The organism is Streptomyces sp. NPDC058000 (genome assembly GCF_042886435.1).
Lineage (GTDB): Bacteria > Actinomycetota > Actinomycetes > Streptomycetales > Streptomycetaceae > Streptomyces.
Map to the genome: position 1 here is coordinate 1 of NZ_JBHVQS010000052.1, position 19,992 is coordinate 19,992.

Below are 19,992 nucleotides of genomic sequence, written 5' to 3' on the forward strand. Positions count from 1 at the left end.
CCAATAGCTCCGCTATCAGGCCGCTCCGGCGCCTTGCGATGCACCGCGCCAGACGCCGCGGCCTATCCGACCCTGATCCACCGGACAGGCCCTAGGCGCGGGGAACCCCGCCTACGGGGTCGGTGCCGCGGCGATCTCCGGCGCCAGGCCCGCCGCGGCCCGGGCCGGGATCACCCGGGCCCGGGGGTGCGCCGGGCCGAGCGCCCGCCGCAGCCGCGCCACCACCTCGGCCTGGTCGGCGGCCGGACAGACGCCGACCAGCGCCCCGCCGCCGCCGGCCCCGCTGAGCTTCAACGGGAGCCCGACGGAGCGCAGGGCCAGCTCCCGCAGCTCCTCCAACAGCGGTGTGGACATGCCCTGGAGGTCCCGCATCGCGCAGTGCGCCCGGCTCATCGCCGCACCGAGGCCGGACAGATCACGGCCCCGCACGGCCTCCCACACCGCGGCCGAAGCCGCGTCGGACCGCTCCCGGTACGCGGCGAGCCGGGCGTCCCCGGCGGCCAGTTGCGCGCGCACCGAACGGATGTGGTCGCTGGTGTCCTTCCTGGTCGCCGAGTCGAGCACGACCACCGCCCACTCGTCGGGGAACGCGGTCCGATGCCGGATCTCCGGCAGACCGGTGGTCCGCCCGTCCAGCAGCAGCAGACCGCCGGCGATGACCGCGAGATGATCCATGCCGCCACCGTTGAAGATCGCGAACTCGAACTCGTACGCCCACCGGGCCAGCGTCCGCGCCGGGACCGGCCAGCTCCCGCCGCCCCCGGCCGCCGGCACCGCGGCCCCGGTGAACGCCCGGAACAGCGCCACGATCAGCGCGGTCGACGACGACAGTCCGCTGGCCGCCGGCGCGTCGCTGTACGCGGTCACGGCCGGCGGCCGGGCACCGAGGCCGGGCAGCCGTCGACGCAGGAACGCCCACACCTCGTCTGCCCAGGCACCGGCACCACCGGCCGATACCGCACCACCGTCCGGTACCGCACCGGCGGACGGCCGGGCACCCGGTGGCCGCACCGTGACCGAGGTCATCAGATCCAGCGCCAGGCTGACCGACCTGCCGCCCAGCCAGTCCAGGTCCTCCCCGGAGAGGCACGCCCGGCACGGCACCACCGCAGGCCCCGCCGTCGGGGCGGCGTCGGGCACCACCGCCCCCTCGTCCGCTCCGGACACCGTCGTCGGTCCGTTCATCGGGCCTGGAACCTCCCGGTCGAGCTGAACTCCCGGAACATCTCCAGGGCCACAGCGGTGGGCGGATGCAGCGGCCCCGGCGGATCCGCCAGCACCCGGAACTGCGCCCGGGTCACCTCGTCCCGGCCGGGGGAGAGCACCCCGGACCACCGGCGGGCCACGAAGCAGAGCGCGAAGCAGTGGGTGATGTCGCCGTTGGGATAGGTCAGGGTGTGGACCGTGGGATCGGACAGTGAGCCGAACGCCTCCAGGTCGCCCCGCTCCACGCGCAGCCCGGTCTCCTCCGCCAGCTCCCGCTGGGCCGTCCCGGCGAAGTCGCTGCCCTCCTCGCACGCACCGGCCGGCAGCTCCCACACACCGGTGTCCGCACGTTGCTGGAACAGCCCCCGGCCGGCCGCGTCCAACAGCAGGACCTGGGCACCGGGCACGAGGAGCGACCGACTGCCCACCTTCTGCCGCAGCTCCCAGAGGTACGAGCCGACATAACTCACCTGGATGTCACCTTTCCTGGCGTCCTGTCCATATGTGTGGTGGCAGGTTGTCATGCGGCGGGCTCGGCGGTCAGCCATGACGGCACCGCGTGCGGGGTGGTGGACAGCCAACGCACATACCGCTCCACGCCCGCCCGGACGTCGATCCGCGGTGCCCAGCGCAGCAGTTCGCGGCAGAGCTCGGTGGCCGCATAGCCGCCCAGCGGATCGCCTTCCGGTAGGGGAGTGGTGATGAAGTGTGCCCGAGGGAAATGCGGGGCGATCAGTTCGCCGACCTCGCGGACCGATGTCGGCGCGCCCGTACCGACGTTGACGGTCGCCCCGGCCATCCCCTCCTCCACGAGGGCGAGCGCGGTGGCCGCCGCCACGTCCTCGACGTGGACGAGGTCGCGTACCTGGACTCCGCCCCCGTTGAGCCGCATCGGGCGGCCCAGCCGGGCCTGCATGGACAGCCAGGCGACCATCCACGAGTGACTGCCGGGCTTGGGTATCTGCGGATCGCCGTAGACGGAGAAGTACCGCAGCACCGCGTACTCCGGGGTGTTCGGTCCGCTCAGCAGCAACCGGGTCTGATGTTCCGCCCAGAGCTTGGAGTTGGCGTACACCGATACCGGGAGCAACTGCTGGTCCTCGCGGAAGACCTGCGGTCCCCGTATGGCGGGATCGCCGTTCCCGTACACCGCGGCCGACGACACCAGCACCAGCCGGCGCACGTCGGAGGCCGCGACCTCCTCCAACACCACCTCGGTGCCCTGGATGTTCGCCCGGAAGGCGATGTCCGGTCGCCGGGTGCAGGCCGCCACGTCGGCATATGCCGCGGCGTGCACCACGTAGTCGGCGCCGGTGAGCACGCGGCGTACCGCTTCGCGGTCGCAGATGTCCCCGACCACCACATCCGCCCCGAGACGGTCGACCCCGAACAGTGTGGAGTGCACCGCATCCGGATAGGCGTCCAGCCGGTCCAGGATCGTCACTTCGGCGTCCGCCCGGCGCAACAGTCGGACCAGTCGGCTGCCGACCAGTCCGGCACCGCCGGTCACCACCACCCGGGAATCCCGGAGTTTCTCCAGTCGCGACTCCACCGATTCCTCGAAGACATCGTGTGCCGGACTCCCCGTTCCGGCAGCGCCATTACCGTTCGCATTGTCGTGCGCCCCGACGTTCTTCTTTCCGTTCACCGTTCCGGGCATGGGTCCCTCTCTTCCCGCATAACGGAGCACGAGCCGGCCCGGCGTGGGCCAGCGGTCAGCATGTCCGGCGCCGATTCCGGTGGCCAGAGCGCCATTTCGGCAGTCTTGCGGCGCGCATCCGGACCGCCGTACTGTCCGGATTCACCTGTGCCGGATCGACCCGGCCCGACGTAAAAGCCCGGCGGGCCGGAAAAGCGGAGAACCGGAGGAATTGATGATGCGTTATCGGCTGAGCGGAGCGGTGATGACCCACCCCAAACGCCGCGCGGCGGCGGAACGGCTGGCGCGGGACGCGCCACCGGGAGCGCTGCAGGTCGTCATGGACCCCGACCCGGCCGGCAAACCGTCCGTATTGCGGACCGCACTGTGCGCCTGGGAGGCAATCGAGGACGGTGCCACGCATCAGCTCGTCGTCCAGGACGACATGATCCTTTCCGATACGTTCTTCGCACGCGCCCGGATGGCGATTGCCGAGATGCCGAACGCCGCTCTCGCGCTTTTCGCGCTCTGGGACTCCCGGAACGGCGCCGCGGTGCGTTTCGGTGCCCTGACGGGTGCCCGATGGGTGGGCGCCGTCAACGAGTACTTCCCCTGCGTGGCCATCATTCTTCCCAGGGAAGTCGCCTCCGGATTTGCGGCTTTCGGCCGACGCCACCTTGACAGTTGGCCAGACGACATCCTGATGAACCACTACTTACGCGCACACGGAATCCCGTCATACGTTTCGGTGCCCAGCCTCGCCGAACACGAGGACCACGGCAGCATCTCCGGCAATGCCTTCCGCGGACCGCGCCGTTCGGTGTGCTTCGTGCCCCAGGACGTTCCCGGGCGCGAAGGGGCGCGGCTGACCGGTCTGCGGGTGCTGCCGTTCTTCAAACAGGGTGTGGCGCAATGTGCGGTACGCGTCGACGGCCCCGGCGAGGGGTCCGCCCCGGGTGCGGCCCAGGGCACCGGCCGCTGGCTCCATATCGACTGCGAGCAGTACCTGGAGGGCGCCGGCGTCCGCCCGGAAAGGCATCAACCAGCCATTGTGCGAATGGCCGAAGTCACTGCCCCCGAGGCGGCCAAGGGGGCCTGGTTGACCGCCTTCACGATGGGATTCGTCCACCGAAGGGACGGACTCCGTTGCGATCCGGCGACCGCCGGTCCCGACGACCACTCCGGCCCGGCCCCCGCAACGGACGCCTTGCCCGACCCGGCCGTACTCGCCGAAGCCCTCGCCACCGTGGGCCCCGGCGGGATCAGCTACGCCCAGTCGGAGGACCGGATCGCCGAGCAGCGGGACGAACTGGCGCGGATCACCCTGGCCGGTCTGGAAGCCGGCCACGAGACGGCCGAACGCACCCGACCGGCCCGCCGGTTCCGCGACGCGCCGTCCGCGTCCCACCGGAGCGATTCTCACCGGAGCGCTGCCCGCCGAAGCGCCTCCCGTCGGTCCGATTCCCGCCGCCCCGATCCCCGCCGCAGTGACCCCGATCCCCGCCGCAGTGACCCCGACCCTCGTCGCAGTGACCCCGATCCCTGCCACGGTGATCTTGACCGCAGTGATCTTGACCGCAGTGATCGCGACCGTAGTGGTTGCGACCGCAGTGGTCGCGTCCGCGGTGATGCCGACCGGAGCGATCTCCCGCACGTCGAGGTGGTCGGCACCGCCACCCCCCTCGGCGAACACCTCGTCCGCGGGCTGGCCGACGCCGGACACCGGGTCACCACCTCGCCCCACCGGCCGACCGGTCACCCCGCCCCCGCACTCCTGGACCTCACCGCCCTCACCCTCCCGCAACCCGAGCCGCCCGACACCCACCACACTCTGACCCTCACCCTCCAACTCCCCACCCATGACGCCGAGTTCGCCCTCCGCCTCGGTGACCTCTACGGCCCAGGCTGCCCCCACAACTCGCGCATCGGCCGCCTGGTCTGGGACGCCTTGCGCAGCTTCCCGCTGACCCTCGACGACCCCGCCGAACCCCTGCGCCCCCTGCACACCCGCGATCTGGTCACCGCCCTTTCGGAACTGCTCCGCACGCCACCCCCGGAACCGGTGGTCGGCCTGGCGGATGCCCCGGTCACCGCCGTCGAACTGGCCGAGGCCGTACGCACCGCGGTCCGCCCCGTCCCCCTCGCCCCACCCGGACCCGCCACGCATCCCGCCCCCCAGGGCGCCGCCTGGCCTCCGCCCCCACCGGGCTGGAAGCCCGTCACGGAGCTCCACTACGGACTCCACACCCACGCCCAGTGGCTCGCCTACGAAGGCATCCATCTCGCCCTGGAGGTGTGACCTCCGAGTCGCCCGCCCGCCCCGCACACCGGGGCGGGCGGCGCCTTCCCGGCAACGGGTATACAGCCGCTATATACAACCCCTGTATACGCGGCATGTATACAGTGCGCGTATAGTCGCCTCGTGATCACCAACTTCCCCCCACCTGGCCTGCCCGCATCCGGTATCCACCCGCGGAGGTGCGGCGCGGCTGCCCTCGGCTCCCGGACCGCGCGAAGGGCCGATGCCTGATGCTGCTGGACGTTCGCGCACGGAAGTCGGGCACCACGGCCGCCGGTAGGTCGCCACGCGCCGGCCGGCGGTGGGACTGGCCGCTGCTGGTGGTCTGCGCGGTGTCCGCGCTCGTGGTGGGGCTGCTCTCACCCGCCGACACGTCGCAGGAAGCATGGGGCCTGGCCGCCGCGTTGGGGTACGGCTGTGCCGCACTGATCGCGGCGAAGACGTCCACGCCGTGGGCGCCGACCCCGGCCGTGGTCGCGGTGGTCGGGGCGGCGGTCGTCCCCCTGGTGTACCTGACGGTGATCAGCAAGGCCCAGATGGAAGTCGGCGTGGTGGAACGGGCGGCCGACCTGCTGTTCGCCTCCGGTACCCCGTACCACCCCACACCGCAGGTGGTCCGGGACTTCAATCCCTACCTCCCCGGTATGGCGCTCTTCGGGATACCGCACATGCTGTTCGGCGACGCCCCGTTCACCAGCGCCCGGTTGTGGTTCCTCATCGGCTTCCTCGCGGCCGTGGCGGGGGCCGTGCGGGTGCTGACGCGCGGCCGGAACCTGAGCATCGGTCAGGCCACCACCTCGCGCGGCACCTCCGGCCGGACCGGGGTGCTGTGGCTGATCGCCTGCCCCGTCGTCGCGCTCCCGCTCACCATCGGAGGCGTGGACCCGCCGGTCATCGGGTTGATATGCCTGGCCCTCGCCTTCACCCAGCGCGGCGCCGCCGGACGCGCGGGCCTGGCCCTGGGGTTGGCGGCCGCGCTGAAGTGGACCGCCTGGCCGGCCATCCCGGTGCTCGTCGCCGTCCTCGCGGTATCCAAGGGGAAGCGTGCCGCGGCCAAGTGCGCGGCCGGAGCCCTGGGGATCGCCGTGTGCGCCGTCCTGCCTGCGGCCCTGGTGGACAGCGGCGCGTTCTACCAGAACGTCGTCCTCTACCCGTTGGGCCTCGGCCCCACGGCCTCCTCCGCCCAGAGCCCCTTGCTCGGGCACCTGATCAGCACCCTCGTTCCCCACGGCGAGACGGTCACCGTGGCACTCATCGGGCTGAGCGCCCTGGGTGTGGGGGCATCGCTCCTGTTCCGCCCGCCGCGGAGTGCCGTGGCCGGCGCCGACCGGCTGGCTCTCGGCCTGATCCTGGCGATAGTGCTGTCCCCGGCGACCCGTATCGGCTACGCCATCTACCCCATCGTCCTGCTCACCTGGCCCCGCTTCGCCGCCGGCCTGTCGACGGACCGGCCCGACGACCACCGGCAGCTGCCGGCACCGACCGCAGACCGGCGGGACCCGGTGGGCCCGATCTCCCACGTCCCCCGCTGAAGGCGACGGACACGCTGCTCGGTCACGGGGGCACGGCTCGGGTGCCTGGGGTTCGGCCCCGGCGCCGTGCCGCCGTGCGTGCAGCGTGTCCTCCCGGGGGAGCCCTGACCCTGGTCATCGGACTCCGGGCGGAGGTACGGCGGTTGACGTGGGCCGCCGTTCCCCTCGTACCGACCGGATGGTGGTGGGGATCGCTCCCCACCACCGCCGTCAGGCCGCCGCGCGCACCGGCTGCCGTACCGCCATCGCGTTCAGCCGGATCGCGCACTGTGCGACGTCGTCCATCGTCAGCGCACCGGCCTGGTCCGCGCTCAGCGCGATCGTCACGTTCACACAGAACGCGAGGGCGTAGACGTACCCTTCGGTCTCCTCGTCCTGGAGCGCGAACAGCAGGTCGTAGTAGTAGCTCGTGGTGTCGGGGGAGTCACCGTAGAAGGAGAGGTGGGGGCCCTTCTGACCGCCCAGGCCGACGAAGACGTCGGTGAGTGCGGCCTCGGTCCGCTCCCAGAAGGCGGGGTTGCCGAACGGCTGGGCGAGCGCCTGGCGGACGGCCTCCCTGAGCGACATCACCATGACGCCGATGGGCGCGGTCTCCTGGAGCCCCCAACCCCGAACGATCTTCACAGTGGAACTGTCGGGGATGGCGCTCGCGGCCCGGCTGATCTCGCCGAAGTCGAAGTCCACGGTTGCTGGCGCGATCGCGTACTGGAAGGTGTCGGCAATGGCCTGTACCTGTCCCAGGGCGGCGGGGCTCACCTCGAAGACCGTTTTGAACGCCGTCTTCTCGGTGGTGGATTGGTCGGACATGACTGCTCCTCACATGCGGGAAAGATCGCGTCGCGCCGACGGGCAAGTATGCCTCTGCCGCTCTCCGCCCCTTCCACCACCCTCACCCCGGAGCCGCCAAGCCGTCCACGTCACCTGCGTCACCGGGATCGGCGCCGTCGGCCGCACCGGTGGAACCCCGTCGCAACCCCGGCGTCGCAACTCCCACCCACACCACCGCCACCACGCACAACACCCCGCCACTCACCAGCGCCGTCACCCCCGACGTCGCATCCGCCACCACCCCGCCCCGCATGTTGCCGACGTCCGGACCGGCCTGCCCCACGATCTGTTCGGCGGCGCCGACCCGGCCCAGCAGCGCGTTCGGGGTGTGCGCCTGGACGAGGGTGTTCCGGGACACCACGGAAACGGTGTCCGCCGCACCCGCCAGGACCAGGCAGGCCAGCCCCGGCCATCTGCCGGGCGCGAGGCCGAACAGGGTGAGCGCCAGGCCCCAGGCGGCCGACCCGCCGAGCATGACCAGACCGGGCCGCGGAAGCCGGGTGAACGTCCCGGAGAAGAGCGACGCACCGATGCCGCCGACCGCGATCGCGGACAGGAACAATCCGAGCGTGCGCGGATCGTCCCCGAACCGCTCGGCGTTGACCAGCGGGAACAGGCTGATCGGCATCGACAGCACGGTGGTTGCCAGATCCGTCAGCAGCGCCCCGCGAATGACGGGTGTGCGTGCCAAGAAGACCAGCCCGTCCCGGACGCCCCGCACCCCGGAACGGGCCGTCGCCCCGCCCTCCACGGTGATCGACGGCAGCCCCCACGCCCCGTACAACGTCCCGGCGAAGCTGACCGCGTCGATCGCGTAACAGGCACCGACCCCCAGCCCACCCAGCACCAGTCCGGCCACCGCCGGTCCGACCAACATCGCGCCCTGGAAGGAGATCCGCCGCAACGCCAGCCCGGCCGCCAACTGTTCCCGGGGCAGCAACGCCGGAACGAACGTCTTCGACGCCGGCCCGCCCCCCGCCACGAAACAGGACTGCACCGCCACCAGCACCACCACCCCCACCACCGGTACGCCGCCGACGAACGCCTGCACCGCGAGCAACACCGAGGAAACGGCTTGCCCGGCCGTCATCGCCAGATAGAACTTCCGCCGGTCCACCCGGTCGACGACCGCCCCGGCGAAGAGCCCCAGCGCGATGAGCGGAACGGCCTGGGCCAGCGCGACCGCACCGGTCCAGGTGGTGCTGTGCGTCGTCTGCCACACCTGGAACATCACGGCGACCACCGTCATTTGGCCACCGAACCCGGACAGCGTCTGCCCGACCCACAGCCGCCGGAAGGCCCGCGACGCACGCAGTGGAGCGACGTCGATCAACGCGCGCCTCATTCCCACGCGGGATCCCCGGCGAGCTTCTCCGCGATCCGGTCGTGGAAGCTCTTGCGTTCCAGTGCCCGCTCGATGTCGACGACGACCCTGCTGAGCGGATACGGCACCTCGGCCTCGATCTCGGCGAGCGCGGCCTCGGTGGCCCGCCACTCCGCCGCCAGCCGCCCGACGACCTTCCGGGTCTTCGCCGTGAGCGTCACCTTCTTGCTCCGCGCGTCCTCGCCGGGCACGGTCTCGACCCAGCCGGCCGCCCGCATCGCGGCCACCTTCTGACTGAGCGCCGAATGCGTGAGGCCGACCGACTCCGCCAACTCGCCGATGGTCATCGGCCCGCAGGCGTCGAGCCGCAGCATCTCCCGTACGAAGCTCGGCTTCAGCCCCTCGATCCGCCGCTCCGAGTAGACCCGCGCGATCTCCGCATCCATCGCCTCCTGGAGCGCCCGCAACGGCCGCCAGAGACTCTCCCGACTCGGATCGCTCGCGGCCCCCGCCGCAGTGCCCCGCCCGTCCGCCCTCTGCTCACCCATCCCACCACAATAACAGTGCTTATATAAGTGCTGTCATGATTCGTTCGAGGGCTGTGCCGCGACGATCGCCAGGACAGCGTCGGCGAGTTCGCCGGGCGACCGGCCGTCCCCGGCGTCGAGGCAATCGAGACCGAGGCGGTGCACGACGGACAGCATGAGCTCCTGGTAACGCTCGGTCCGGGCCAGGAACTTGTCCATGAGCTGCCGTTCCTCGGCCGTTGCCGTCGGGTAGCCGCCGCCGGCGTGCACCCGGCTGCGCACGACGCCCTGATCGGCGGCGAGCCATACGGCGGCGGTGTGCGGGACCGTCAGCCCGGCGACTCGGGTGGGCCACAGCGCCGAGCCCTCCAGAACGAGCCCCGTCTCCGCCGCCTCCCCGGTCGCATGGGCGGTGATCAGCGCCTCGATGCGGGGCCAGAGCCGCGCATAGTGATCGAGGACGGAGTCGATCAGTTCGTCCACCGGGAGCGTGGCGTAGTGCTCGGCGACATGCGCCGGGACGGCCCGTTCCGGTGTCCGCCAGGGGCGCCCCGGATGCCGGGCCAGTCTGTCCGTCGACCGGTAGGTGAACTTCAGTCGCTCCGCGACCACTTGGGCCACCGTCGACTTGCCGACATTCGAGGTCCCTCCGATGAGCACCACCCGTACGCCGCGCATGCCGGCGACCATAGCCCAGTCACCGGCCGGCAGCACCGGTGAAGCGGCCGCCGGCGCAACGATCCGGCCAGCGGCTCACTTCCCCGTTGCCGAGGTGCAGCGGTTCCCCGCCGCTCCTGCTCCGCAGTCAGCCGTCGTCCCCTCCGGTGACACGGCGGCGTGCCGCCCGCCGACCCGCGTACCGCTCCCTGCGGTTGCTGGCCTTGACGAACCCCTGCCATTCCTTGATGCACCCGCGCGCAGGGCATCCTGCGCAACAGGTGCGGCCGAACAGCAGCATGCCGCGCACAAGAACGTCACGGTGGGCGGGCCCCTCACGAGTCACGAGCCGACCGCGGTGAGGCGCAGTACCGCCGCCAGCCCGCGGTACGAGCCGGGTGCGGCGCCCGCGGGCAGGACGTAGGAGCGCAGGCCCGCGCCGACCGCGCCGCCGTCCTTCGCGGGATGGTCGCCCACCATGAGCGTCGCGGCCGGCTCGACGCCGAGTTCGTCGCAGGCGTGGTGGAACAGCCGCGGATCCGGCTTCTCGGTGGCGTGTTCGTAGGAGTGCACCCAGGAGGAGAAGTAGGAGTCCAGGCGGTGGTGAGCGAAGGTGGGGCGCAGGTCCCAGCCGACATCGCTGACGATGCCCAACGCCAGGCCGCTGTCCGCCAGTCGTCGCAACGTGGACCCGGTGTCGGCGTACGGCTGCCACTGCTCGGGGGTCTTGAGGTGCGCGTACAGTGCGTCGGCGAACGGTGCCAGTTCGGGCGCCGAGGAGTACCAGGTGGTGAAGGCGTGCCGGTGCGCCTCCGGTGAGACGTCGCGGGCGCGCTGCGCCGCCACCACGTCCGGGTCGACGAGACCTGCCTCAAGTCCGTTGAGAATGCGCTCCATTGCCGCGTCGTCGACCGGCTGCGGGAGCGCCGCCCGGATCCGTTCCGGGTACGAGCGGATCTGGAACAACGTCCCGGAGAAGTCGAAGAGCACGGCCCGGACCGGGGGTTCCGCTATCGGGTGCGGTCCCGGGGCATGGGCGGTGGGGGACACGCGCAGGGGGCCTTCTGGGCCGCAGACGGGGATGCGATGCATCCCGCCTTTGTATCGCGGGTCAGTGTCTGTGCCGGGGCAGTTCGGGGCGCGGGCTGCGTAGGGTGGAGGGAGGGGGCGGGCCGTTGTTCGAGGAAGAGTTGTGGGGAGTGAGGGGCGAGTGATGGGTGAGGACCTGAGCTACGACGAGGTGACGGCTGCGGCCGGGCGGATCGCCGGGCAGGTGCGGCTGCTCGCCGTCGCGCCGCTCGACGTGGCGGCGTTCCAACGGAGCACCACGGGAGCGGCGGGCACGGAGGGTGCGGCGGAGCCGCCCGGTAGCGGGCCGGTGTGGCTGGGGTTGGAGTACATGCAGCACACCGGGTCGTTCAAGGCACGCGGTGCGCAGAACTTCCTGCTGGCCCACCGTGCCGCCGGAACCCTGCCGGACGTCGGCGTCACCCTCGCCTCCGGCGGCAATGCGGGACTGGCCTGTGCCTGGGCCGCGCAGCAGCACGGTGTGCCCGCCACCATCTTCCTGCCGAAGACCGCACCGGAGGTGAAGGTCGCGAAACTGGCCGCGTACGGAGCCGAGGTGCGACTCGTGGGCGCGGAGTACGCGGAGGCACTGGCGGAGTGCCGGGAGTTCGTCGCCGCGACCGGCGCGCTCGCCTCGCACGCCTACGACCACCCGTTGATCGCCGCCGGTGCCGGAACCGTCCTGGACGAGCTCCGCGCGCAGGTGCCGGACCTGGACACCGTCGTCGTCGCGGTCGGTGGCGGGGGACTGTTCGCGGGAGTGGCGGCCGCCGCCCGGCACCACGGCATCCGCGTCATCGCCGCCGAACCGGAGAACTGCTCTGCCTTGAACGCCGCCGTGCGGGCCGGACGACCGGTCGACGTCACGGTGGATTCGGTGGCCGCGGACTCGCTGGGCGCCCGGCGGGTCTCCGCGCCGGCCCTGCACGCCGCGCAACAGGACGGGGTGTACTGCGTGACCGTGTCCGACTCCGAGATCGTGCGCGCCCGCGGGACGCTGTGGGCGGAGCAGCGCATCGCGGTCGAGCATGCGGCGGCCACCGCGTTGGCCGCCTGGGCCGCGTGGCAGGCGAGTCCCCTCGGCAGTGAGGATGCCTGGCCGCCCCGCAGGGGCGCGGAGCCGGCCAAGGGCCCGACGACCGGCATCGTGTTGTGCGGAGCCAACACCGACGTCCGGACGTTGGTTGGTTGACGAGCCGGGGCGGCAACTCCCGGGCCGAGCGCAGCGGTCAGTGGACTGCGGGCCCGGGAGCGGGGGGCCGCCGTGCACCATTGGCGGTGCGCCCGGCGGTGTGGACCATTCAGCGATCGACCGTGATTCAGCGATCGACCATGATCTCGACGTGGACCGGGGGCGCGCCGGCCGCAGTGACGGTGAAGGCCGCGGTGCCGGCCGCGTCGCCGGCCTCAAGCCGAGGGGTCTCCGCGTAACCCTGCGGATCGGTGAGCACGGTGACGACGGCCTGGTCGCCGTCGAAGAGGGCCTGCTGACTGAGCGAATCCCAGGCGAAGGTCACCGGCAGCTTCGTCACCGGCCTCTGGTCCTGACTGTCCACCACCCGGGCCTTCAGCGGATGGGGGAAGGTCTGGTGGTGACCGGCGTGCTGCCCGCTTCCGCCGGCCGGCTGGATGGTGTACGTCGTCCCACCGTGGTCCGCTTCCGCACTCATACCGTCTGTCTCCTGCCGTCCGTCTCCTGACTGGCTCTGGACCGCCCCGCGGTGGGGCGCCGGTGAGGTGCTTCCGCGGGCCCGGGCATCCCCGCGGACGAACGAGCCGATTCCCAGAAGTCCTGCCGGCGGCCGCTCCCACCGGCCGCTACCCGTAGCCGCTGCCAGCGGTGTCGCCGGCAGCTACCGGCAGCTACCAGTAGTGTCGCCGTCCGCCGACCGCGTGTCCCACGGCGCCGAGCAGCCACAGGACCGCGCCGACGACGAGGAGGATGATGCCGATGGTCCATAGGAAGGCCAGGCCGGTCAGAAAGCCGATGATGAGCAAGATGATGCCGAGAACGACCACGATGTGCTCCGATCTCGTTCGATTCTTCTCTTTCACTGTGTGCCTCAGTCGGAGTAACGGCAACTCCTCTCGCGGCAGGGTGGGGCGGGCGTAACGGGCCAGGTCACGCCGGGTATCGGCACGCCGGGGCCGGACGATCGGCCCGGGGCGTCGCTGGCGCCGCGCAGTACCCTGGAAGGTTTCCGGCGCGGCGGTGCCCAGTGGTACGGAGCGGAGGCGGAGCAGGAGCGGACCGGGACCGGACGGGGCCCGGCGGGACTCTCCGGCGGAACTCCCCAGCGGGGCGACACCGCGTCCAGCAGCCAGCGACGCCGGATGACGACGGACGAGGCCAGACGACGCCCGCCGGGTGCCTTCGAGGGAATACCGGCCGGTCGCGTTCGGTGACCGCCCAGCGGTGATACCGGTCCCTTCAGGGCCCGTGGCAGGAGGGCCCCCATGGAGGCCCGTGGGTGGGAGGAGGTGGCGGCTCAAGGTGTCGAACGGAGCCCGCCGAGCCCACCCGAGCCGCCGGCCGCGGGATGCCGCGGCCGCGGCGCGACGGGCCGTCCTGCGTCGGAGACGGTGGCCCACGAGGCGGCCGGCCGGCGGGATCCCGGGCTCACGGCTGCGCGAGGCCGTCGTCGTGCCCAGGCCACTGCGGGTGGCCGCCGCCTACGGGTGGCGGCTGCTCGTCGTGGGCGTCGCCGTCTACGTGGTGTTCATGGCGCTGGGGCGGTTCCACCTCGTCACCCTGGCGGTGTTCCTGGGCCTGGTGCTCACCGCGCTCCTGGAACCCCTGACCGGTCTGCTGGACCGGTGGCTGCCGCGCTCCGCGGCCGTCACCCTCGGACTGCTGCTGGGGATCGTGCTCCTCTTAGGCGTACTCAGCCTGATCGGCGCCAACGTGGCCGATGCGTGGCCCGGTCTGCGTGAGGTGTTCACCGGCGGTGTGGCGCGGATCGAGCGGTGGCTCGAAGGCCCGCCGTTCCATCTCCAACACGGTTCCCTCGCCCACCTCCAAACGTGGGTCTCGCACTTCGTGTCCAGCAATCGCGCCAACCTGATCAGTACCGCGCTCAGCGGAGTGGGCCGCCTGGCGGAGGTCCTGACGGTGGCGGTGCTGGCCCTGTTCTGCTCCATTTTCTTCCTGCACTCCGGCGGCCGGATGTGGCTGTGGTTCGGCGGCCAGCTGCCGGAGCGCGGACGCAGTGCGGCGCGTACGGCGGGGTGCGCGGCGTGGACGACCTTCACCGGCTACACCCGCGGCATCGTGCTGATCGCCGCGACCAACGCCGTCCTCGTGGGCTGCGCCCTGTTCGTGCTGGGCGTTCCGCTGGTCCTGCCCCTGGCCGTCCTGGAGTTCTTCGCGGCGTTCATCCCGCTCATCGGCTCGCCGGTCGCGCTGGCGGTGGCCGCCGTGGTGGCCCTGGCGGCCAAGGGCCCGTTGGTGGCCCTGCTCGTCGTCCTGCTCATCGTGGTCATCGGTCAGCTCGAAGGTCATGTCCTGCACCCCCTGGTGATGAGCCGCGCGGTGAGCCTGCACCCGGTGGTGGTGGCGCTGGCGGTGGTCTGCGGGGGCGTCACGGCCGGGGTGCTCGGAGCGGTCGTCGCGGTGCCGCTGGTGTCGGTGGTGTGGTCGGTGTACGGCGCGCTGCGCAGTTAGGGCCTGTTCGGTGGGGTGAGGGTCGGGACGGCTCAGCGGTCGACGACCTGGGCACGGGTCGGCCGAGGCTGCCCTACGCTTCCGCCATGGACTGTGCCGCGGACCGCCAGGCGCTCGCGGACGCGGTGCGAGCCGCCCTGGAGGCCGACTGCCCCGGTTCACGGGCGTTGCTGCTGGGCTCCCTGGCGGCGGGCACCGCGGACGACTACAGCGACATCGACGTCGAATGGGTCGTGCCGGACCGCGCATTCGCGGCGTGCCTGGCGCGAGTGGAGGGCGTACTGGGGCGGGTGCGGCCGGTGGCGGAAGTGCGCTGCGATCCCGACTTCCGCCATTCCGACCGGCGCCGGTTGCTGTTCGTCCGCTTCGCCCGGCTGCCGCTGTTCTGGCGGCTCGACCTGTCCGTACGTACGGAGTCCATCGCGGACGACCCGGACTACGACCGGGACAACCCGCGGGCGCGCGCCCGGGACGACGAATGGTCGCGGCCGGCCAGCGCCCTGGCCAATGCCCTCGGGGCGGTCAAGGCGCTGGCCAGGCACCACCCGGATGAAGCCCGCGGCCTGCTCGACCGCGGCTTCGCCCGCATCGGCGAACCGCACGAGGTGCGGGAGGTATGGGAGGTGCCAGAGGTATGCGAGAGGGATGAGGCGGGGGCAGATCGGCGGGGATGGGCCGCTGAGGTCGCGCGACTGGCGCGGGCCGCGGTGCGCCGGGAACCGGAGCTGGGACCGCTGGCCGAACGGGTCGTCCGGCTGGCGGATGAGTATGGGCGCGCCGGCCGTTATGCGTAGTCCTTCGGTCGGATGAGCTGGCCCGGCCGGCCTCGGCACGGGTCAGCCGAAGCGGATGTGCCGGACGCCGGTCCAGGCACGGCGGAGTCGGGCTCGGAGCGGGCTGTCGGTGTTCGGGGCGAGCGTCAGATCGGCCGAGGCGGCGATGTGGCCAGCGACCTGATGGATCGTCAGGTGGTCGGTCCAGACGTGCTCGGCGAACTGCGGTTCGCGTAGCCGTGCCAGGCACAGGTCGACTTTCGACACGGCGAAGCTCTCCCGCCGCAGGGCTGCGTCCTTACCGGCGACGACCTGCACGGCCCGGCCGAAGGCGCGCTCCCTCAGTCGCCGGAGTACGGTTTCGCGGTCGGCGAGCAGGGCGAAGTGCCGGACGTCGTGGCCGCGTTCGCGCAGCCGACCGACCGTTTCCTCGAAGTAGGCCGGCTCGGTGATCGTCATCGGGGCGATCACCGGGCCGGGGTGCCGGGTGAGGACGAGGTCGAGAACCTCGTACACGCCCTGGCGCCACGCCTGGCGGTCCTGGAAGTCGCCGCGGAGGTGCGGCGGTGTCATGCGGTGCAGACCGAAACCGACGTGTTCCGGGTCGCAGAGGACACTGCCGGGGAGGCGCCGTTGGAGTTCATGCGCGGTCTGCGTCTTGCCGCCGCCGAAGGGGCCGTTGATCCACAGAAGCATGTCTCGACCTTATGGGGGGGAGGCGCGTGCGGCCGGCGCCGCGGAGGTTCCGCGGCGCCTGACCGTTCGGCGCGGATCAGTGCGGCCACTTTTCGGGTGTGCTGCTGGTGGTGACCTCACAGACAGCGGGGCGCCCAGGGGCGGGAGACCTGCCCTCGGCGACCACGCGGACACCGTCGAGAAGGATCCGGCACGTCGCGACCGTGTCACCTGCCGGCTCCACCTCCACCCGGGCCGGCTCTCCGGTGTTGACCAGTACGTGGCTGCTCCACGGGAGCGGGGTGCGGCCGAGCCGTTCGACGCGGTGGGCCGGCAGGAAACTGTCCGGGTTGAACCGGTAACGGACGGCGGTGGCGCGCCCCGGGCCGCCGACGGCATCACCTTGGTAGGTCAGGGCCCAGGCGTTGCCGCCCCGCAACCGCTTGAACCAGACGGTGTGGTCCTTGGCCCACAGTCCGGAACCGACGACGAGGCAGGCCAGGACGAGCCCGCCCAGCGTGAGACAGACAGTGCCGAGGGAACGGCGACGGGCTTGCGGGGACATGGACTGCCGAGCTTTCTGTCATACGGGCTGCGGGCTGCGGGCTGCGGGCTGTGAGCTGTGAGCTGCGGATTGTGGATTGCGGCTGTCCGTAAGACGTACTTGCCGGCTGCCTGGTTGAGTCGGCACCCGTCCGATCCTGCTGGACCGCGCTAAATCCTTCGACGGGCGCGGACGCGATCGTGATAATCCGGGGCATGACGCCGGGCCGGTCGTCGACTCGCCACATGAAGGCGCACAACTTGGCCGCGGTGATGGCCGGGTTCCGGGTGGCCGGCGCACGGTGCCTCATCGTTTCCGGCGTCGTCGATCCCGCCCACGGCGTGCACATCGACGAGATTCCGCAGGCCGCGGTGACGGTGTGCCGCCTGCGGGCCGACCGGGATGTGCTCCGACGTCGGCGGTTCGTCAGCCGCGGAGGGCCCGCCGAACTGCTCGATGCCGTGCTGTCGGCAGCCGACTCCCCGGACGCGAGCGACTTCGCAACTGTTTGCCCCGACACCAGCGATCTGCGGGTGCACGAGATGGCGCGGCTCGTCAGTGAGCGACCCCGCGGATGGCTCACCGCGAGGACAACCGCGACGTGCACCACGCGGCGCTGGGCCAGCCGCAGGACGCGGGCGAGTTCATCACCGCGCTCCAGGGCAGGCGGCGGGCCTCGCCGGACCGGTTCGGGCGGTCCCTGGCCGCTGTTCTGGACACACGTCAATCCCTACGGCCGGATCGAGCTGGACATGAACAGACGCCTCGACCTGGACCTGCGCCTCAGCACCACACCCGCGGTCCACGGCCAACTCCTCGCGCCCGTCCCCGAACCAGCCCCAGGCCCCTGGACGACACTCACTCTCAGCGTCCGGTAACGCGTCTGCGGCTGGTGCGCAGAACCGCACACCAGCCGTAGACCTGCGCCGGCACTACCGGCCAAGAGGGCTGCGACGCCGTACGTCTGGCGGGCCGACTTCGGACAGGACACCGGCAGATCCTCCGCCCTTGATCCGGCGCTCCGCGAGGCCGGTGCGGTGTTCCCGTCGCTGGGGCTGTCCGGGAATGGGTCCACCTGTCTGGGAAGGGTGTGGCACCGCCACTGGGGGTCACAGCGCTGCCGGCCCTGGCGCGGCCGGGCCGTTTCGGCAGAGAAAGCAGTTGTCGTGCGTTTGAGTTTCGTGATGATGATTTGGAGGTGACCACGTTGTTCCTGACGATCGGCCTGCCCGGGGCCGGAAAGACCACGAGGGCTCGGCAACTCGCCCAGGCGCACAGCGCGCTGCGGCTGACGCCGGATGAGTGGATGATTCCCCTGTTCGGCGAGCCGGAGGCCGATGGGAAGCGCGACGTGCTGGAAGGGCGGCTGCTCTGGCTCGGTCTGGAGGCGTTGAGACTTGGAACCAACGTGGCCCTCGATTTCGGCTGCTGGTCCCGTGACGAGAGGTCCGCGATCCGCTGGTTGGTGGAGGCTGTGGGTGCAACCTGCCGCTTTGTGTACGTGCCGGTGGATCATGAGACCCAACGTGCTCGAATTGCCCATCGCCAGTCGGCCACCCCGGATCAGACCTTCCCGATGAGCGAAGCGGACCTTGTGCGTTGGAGGACGCTCTTCGAGGAACCAGACGCCGCCGAACTCGATGGACATGACACTGGAGCCCCGCCGCCTGGATGGTCGGGGTGGCTGGAGTGGGCCGCCGATCGCTGGCCGTCGCTCGCGTGAACTCAGCCTTGGCGTACGCGGCTTCCCGCCTATCGACCAAGCCAGGCCGGGGATGCGTTCGGGCCTGGCGTGCCCTGCGGTAGTCCGGTCGACGACTCGGTGTCGTCCCTCGACTCACCCCACCCGGGCCGGGTCCGGTTCCGGCCGAGCCGTGGCAGTCAGTCGTTCCCGCTTGAGTGCCTCGCGTCCGAACACCAGCCGCAGACTGACCGTCGTGGTCGCTGCGAAGGCCAACATCCCGCAGCCGATGGCGATCCCCGCGGCCAGTGCGGTACGCCGGTCCAGACCTGTATAGCGTTCGAAGAACAGCCCGGCGCCGGCGGAGAAGAGCGGGGCCAGGCACAGTGCGACCAGGTGCAGCCGCCACTCCTCGCGCGCCCAACTCCTGCCGCCCCGGCCCGCCCGCCGTTGGCAGACGAACATGATGAGGTAGGTCGCGAGGAACGGGATCAGGTAGGCGGCCAGCAGACGGTGTCCCGTGGCGCCCCATCCCAGGAAGGACCTGACGATCCAGACGAGGGCCGGCGCACCGACCACGTGGGCCGCGGCGAGCACGGACATCGGCACCCAGGTGCCGCGTACCCCGGGGACAGTGTCCCGTCTGTCCATCGCGCGGGAGGCGAGCAGCGCCCCGAAGGCGACGACCGACCCGAGGTGCATGACCGCGACGCGGTTGACGTCTGCCATGGAGAGCCCGGGCAGGAGCACCGGCAGCGCGCCCCACTCAAGGCGCAGCAGCGGCGCGGTCATCAGGTAGCCGTAGCAGAGCAACATCCACCGCTGGTGCAGGTCGGGGCGGTTGCCGACGGCGGCGAGGATGCCGAACGTGACGCTCAGGACGGTGCCGACGAGGATGGTGGCGAGCACGATCCAGAACGCCGGTCCGCTGAAGGCGTCACGCGGCGCGGTCCGCGCCAGATAGATCGCGGCGCCCGCCATCGAGGCGTACACCGTCAGCGCGAACACCACGCCCAGGGCGCGGTGCAGCCGGATGCGCCGCCGGACCGCCGAGAGCAGTTGCACGGGCCCGAGCAGCATCAGGACGCCGCCCAACACCGAATGGAGGATCATCGCGACCAGGCTGCGCCCGTACGGGCCGATGCGGGTGGCGAGGGCGTCGGCGACGTACCGCGGCGACACCGCCCGGCCCAGCAGCCATTCGCCGACGGCCGGTGCGCCCCGGTGCACGTACGGCCACAGCTCGGTCATCGCGATCGGTGCGTACCCCACACAGACGGCGACCACGGCGATGGTGGCCGTGTGGCGCCAGGTGGCCCTCCTCGGACGGTTCATGGCGACTCCCTGGATCGCGGCCCTGTCCCTGACTGGCCCGGTGACCGATGACGATCCTTGCTCAATGGTCCTTACCAGATGGTCCTAATTGGACTATCGCGAACGTAAGGGGGATCCGTGCCGTGGTCAATGGGCGGCGCGGCCTCTTCTTTACGCACCGGTAGGACACACGTGGCGTTGGTGGAGAAATGGGGAGGAGGGTGGAGGCAGGAGGGAGGGCGGGTGTCCCAAGTGGCGCCG

20 protein-coding genes are annotated in these 19,992 nt (G+C 71.4%); 7 read left to right on the forward strand and 13 right to left on the reverse strand.

All coding sequences use genetic code 11. From position 1 onward, the window contains the following. Positions 1-111 precede the first annotated feature (111 nt). Genes ACFVT2_RS33535 through ACFVT2_RS33545 form a run of 3 tightly spaced genes read right to left on the reverse strand, consistent with a single transcriptional unit; the run spans position 112 to position 2,866 of the window. The gene (locus ACFVT2_RS33535; RefSeq protein WP_390024118.1) at positions 112-1,185 is read right to left on the reverse strand and encodes a galactokinase; all 1,074 of its coding nucleotides are present in this window, start codon (positions 1,183-1,185) and stop codon (positions 112-114) included. Next, on the reverse strand, positions 1,182-1,676 hold the full coding sequence (locus ACFVT2_RS33540; protein ID WP_390024119.1) for an NUDIX domain-containing protein: 495 nt from the start codon (positions 1,674-1,676) through the stop codon (positions 1,182-1,184). The genes ACFVT2_RS33535 and ACFVT2_RS33540 overlap by 4 nt, the downstream gene beginning before the upstream one ends. Positions 1,677-1,726: 50 nt before the next feature. Continuing rightward, positions 1,727-2,866: an NAD-dependent epimerase/dehydratase family protein gene (locus ACFVT2_RS33545; protein WP_390024120.1), complete on the reverse strand. Its 1,140-nt coding sequence runs from the start codon at positions 2,864-2,866 to the stop codon at positions 1,727-1,729. A 244-nt stretch (positions 2,867-3,110) separates the two neighbouring features. On the opposite strand from ACFVT2_RS33545, the gene ACFVT2_RS33550 reads away from it, so the two are divergent. Together ACFVT2_RS33550 and ACFVT2_RS33555 are read left to right on the forward strand one after the other, a co-directional pair. Further along, positions 3,111-5,144, forward strand: coding sequence for a hypothetical protein (locus tag ACFVT2_RS33550; protein ID WP_390024122.1), 2,034 nt, complete (start codon positions 3,111-3,113; stop codon positions 5,142-5,144). Positions 5,145-5,374: 230 nt separating this feature from the next. Continuing rightward, entirely contained in the window at positions 5,375-6,676 is a 1,302-nt protein-coding gene (locus tag ACFVT2_RS33555; protein WP_390024124.1) for a glycosyltransferase 87 family protein, read from the forward strand. Positions 6,677-6,886: 210 nt separating this feature from the next. On the opposite strand, the gene ACFVT2_RS33560 is transcribed toward ACFVT2_RS33555, so the two are convergent. The 5 genes from ACFVT2_RS33560 to ACFVT2_RS33580 form a co-directional block, all read right to left on the reverse strand. Further along, positions 6,887-7,483 carry a Type-2Aa cytolytic delta-endotoxin gene (locus tag ACFVT2_RS33560; protein ID WP_390024126.1) on the reverse strand — a complete coding sequence of 199 codons (597 nt, stop codon included), beginning with the start codon at positions 7,481-7,483 and terminating at the stop codon, positions 6,887-6,889. An 82-nt stretch (positions 7,484-7,565) separates the two neighbouring features. Next, positions 7,566-8,855 (reverse strand): MFS transporter, encoded by a 1,290-nt coding sequence (locus tag ACFVT2_RS33565; protein WP_390024128.1) that lies wholly within the window; start codon positions 8,853-8,855, stop codon positions 7,566-7,568. Continuing rightward, positions 8,846-9,376: a MarR family winged helix-turn-helix transcriptional regulator gene (locus ACFVT2_RS33570; protein ID WP_390024130.1), complete on the reverse strand. Its 531-nt coding sequence runs from the start codon at positions 9,374-9,376 to the stop codon at positions 8,846-8,848. The genes ACFVT2_RS33565 and ACFVT2_RS33570 overlap by 10 nt, the downstream gene beginning before the upstream one ends. 33 nt (positions 9,377-9,409) lie before the next feature. Further along, positions 9,410-10,033, reverse strand: a complete 624-nt coding sequence (locus ACFVT2_RS33575) for a hypothetical protein (RefSeq protein ID WP_390024132.1) — start codon at positions 10,031-10,033, stop codon at positions 9,410-9,412. A 321-nt stretch (positions 10,034-10,354) separates the two neighbouring features. Continuing rightward, positions 10,355-11,104, reverse strand: coding sequence for an HAD family hydrolase (locus ACFVT2_RS33580; protein WP_390024134.1), 750 nt, complete (start codon positions 11,102-11,104; stop codon positions 10,355-10,357). A gap of 121 nt (positions 11,105-11,225) precedes the next feature. Here ACFVT2_RS33580 and ACFVT2_RS33585 point away from each other — a divergent pair, with 121 nt between their 5' ends. After that, positions 11,226-12,272 (forward strand): serine/threonine dehydratase, encoded by a 1,047-nt coding sequence (locus ACFVT2_RS33585; RefSeq protein ID WP_390024136.1) that lies wholly within the window; start codon positions 11,226-11,228, stop codon positions 12,270-12,272. A gap of 127 nt (positions 12,273-12,399) precedes the next feature. Here the strand turns inward: ACFVT2_RS33585 and ACFVT2_RS33590 are convergent, their stop codons facing one another. Both ACFVT2_RS33590 and ACFVT2_RS33595 read right to left on the reverse strand, forming a co-directional pair. Next, the gene (locus tag ACFVT2_RS33590; protein ID WP_390024138.1) at positions 12,400-12,750 is read right to left on the reverse strand and encodes an Ig domain-containing protein; all 351 of its coding nucleotides are present in this window, start codon (positions 12,748-12,750) and stop codon (positions 12,400-12,402) included. 193 nt (positions 12,751-12,943) lie between these two features. Continuing rightward, positions 12,944-13,099: a DUF6131 family protein gene (locus ACFVT2_RS33595; protein ID WP_390024140.1), complete on the reverse strand. Its 156-nt coding sequence runs from the start codon at positions 13,097-13,099 to the stop codon at positions 12,944-12,946. 625 nt (positions 13,100-13,724) lie between these two features. On the opposite strand from ACFVT2_RS33595, the gene ACFVT2_RS33600 reads away from it, so the two are divergent. Next, complete coding sequence (locus ACFVT2_RS33600) at positions 13,725-14,744, forward strand: AI-2E family transporter (RefSeq protein ID WP_390024142.1); 1,020 nt, start codon at positions 13,725-13,727, stop codon at positions 14,742-14,744. Positions 14,745-14,830: 86 nt separating this feature from the next. Continuing rightward, positions 14,831-15,538 (forward strand): hypothetical protein, encoded by a 708-nt coding sequence (locus ACFVT2_RS33605; protein WP_390024144.1) that lies wholly within the window; start codon positions 14,831-14,833, stop codon positions 15,536-15,538. 42 nt (positions 15,539-15,580) lie between these two features. On the opposite strand, the gene ACFVT2_RS33610 is transcribed toward ACFVT2_RS33605, so the two are convergent. Together ACFVT2_RS33610 and ACFVT2_RS33615 are read right to left on the reverse strand one after the other, a co-directional pair. Then, positions 15,581-16,213, reverse strand: coding sequence for an AAA family ATPase (locus ACFVT2_RS33610; protein WP_390024146.1), 633 nt, complete (start codon positions 16,211-16,213; stop codon positions 15,581-15,583). Between the two features lie 76 nt (positions 16,214-16,289). Beyond that, positions 16,290-16,757 carry a hypothetical protein gene (locus ACFVT2_RS33615; RefSeq protein WP_390024148.1) on the reverse strand — a complete coding sequence of 156 codons (468 nt, stop codon included), beginning with the start codon at positions 16,755-16,757 and terminating at the stop codon, positions 16,290-16,292. A 224-nt stretch (positions 16,758-16,981) separates the two neighbouring features. On the opposite strand from ACFVT2_RS33615, the gene ACFVT2_RS33620 reads away from it, so the two are divergent. Both ACFVT2_RS33620 and ACFVT2_RS33625 read left to right on the forward strand, forming a co-directional pair. Then, complete coding sequence (locus tag ACFVT2_RS33620) at positions 16,982-17,614, forward strand: hypothetical protein (RefSeq protein WP_390024150.1); 633 nt, start codon at positions 16,982-16,984, stop codon at positions 17,612-17,614. Between the two features lie 320 nt (positions 17,615-17,934). Then, positions 17,935-18,459, forward strand: coding sequence for an AAA family ATPase (locus ACFVT2_RS33625; protein ID WP_390024152.1), 525 nt, complete (start codon positions 17,935-17,937; stop codon positions 18,457-18,459). 114 nt (positions 18,460-18,573) lie between these two features. Here the strand turns inward: ACFVT2_RS33625 and ACFVT2_RS33630 are convergent, their stop codons facing one another. Next, entirely contained in the window at positions 18,574-19,752 is a 1,179-nt protein-coding gene (locus tag ACFVT2_RS33630; RefSeq protein WP_390024154.1) for a DUF2306 domain-containing protein, read from the reverse strand. Positions 19,753-19,992: the final 240 nt, after the last annotated feature.

Excerpts from the sequence above, each read along its gene's own strand:
- ACFVT2_RS33535 (WP_390024118.1), bottom strand. The coding sequence starts at position 1,185 with ATGAACGGACCGACGACGGTGTCCGGAGCGGACGAGGGGGCGGTGGTG.
- ACFVT2_RS33545 (WP_390024120.1), bottom strand. The coding sequence starts at position 2,866 with ATGCCCGGAACGGTGAACGGAAAGAAGAACGTCGGGGCGCACGACAAT.
- ACFVT2_RS33550 (WP_390024122.1), top strand. The coding sequence starts at position 3,111 with ATGACCCACCCCAAACGCCGCGCGGCGGCGGAACGGCTGGCGCGGGAC.
- ACFVT2_RS33555 (WP_390024124.1), top strand. The coding sequence starts at position 5,375 with ATGCTGCTGGACGTTCGCGCACGGAAGTCGGGCACCACGGCCGCCGGT.
- ACFVT2_RS33560 (WP_390024126.1), bottom strand. The coding sequence starts at position 7,483 with ATGTCCGACCAATCCACCACCGAGAAGACGGCGTTCAAAACGGTCTTC.
- ACFVT2_RS33570 (WP_390024130.1), bottom strand. The coding sequence starts at position 9,376 with ATGGGTGAGCAGAGGGCGGACGGGCGGGGCACTGCGGCGGGGGCCGCG.
- ACFVT2_RS33575 (WP_390024132.1), bottom strand. The coding sequence starts at position 10,033 with ATGCGCGGCGTACGGGTGGTGCTCATCGGAGGGACCTCGAATGTCGGC.
- ACFVT2_RS33580 (WP_390024134.1), bottom strand. The coding sequence starts at position 11,104 with ATGCATCGCATCCCCGTCTGCGGCCCAGAAGGCCCCCTGCGCGTGTCC.
- ACFVT2_RS33585 (WP_390024136.1), top strand. The coding sequence starts at position 11,226 with ATGGGTGAGGACCTGAGCTACGACGAGGTGACGGCTGCGGCCGGGCGG.
- ACFVT2_RS33590 (WP_390024138.1), bottom strand. The coding sequence starts at position 12,750 with ATGAGTGCGGAAGCGGACCACGGTGGGACGACGTACACCATCCAGCCG.
- ACFVT2_RS33605 (WP_390024144.1), top strand. The coding sequence starts at position 14,831 with ATGGACTGTGCCGCGGACCGCCAGGCGCTCGCGGACGCGGTGCGAGCC.
- ACFVT2_RS33610 (WP_390024146.1), bottom strand. The coding sequence starts at position 16,213 with ATGCTTCTGTGGATCAACGGCCCCTTCGGCGGCGGCAAGACGCAGACC.
- ACFVT2_RS33615 (WP_390024148.1), bottom strand. The coding sequence starts at position 16,757 with ATGTCCCCGCAAGCCCGTCGCCGTTCCCTCGGCACTGTCTGTCTCACG.
- ACFVT2_RS33620 (WP_390024150.1), top strand. The coding sequence starts at position 16,982 with ATGAAGGCGCACAACTTGGCCGCGGTGATGGCCGGGTTCCGGGTGGCC.
- ACFVT2_RS33630 (WP_390024154.1), bottom strand. The coding sequence starts at position 19,752 with ATGAACCGTCCGAGGAGGGCCACCTGGCGCCACACGGCCACCATCGCC.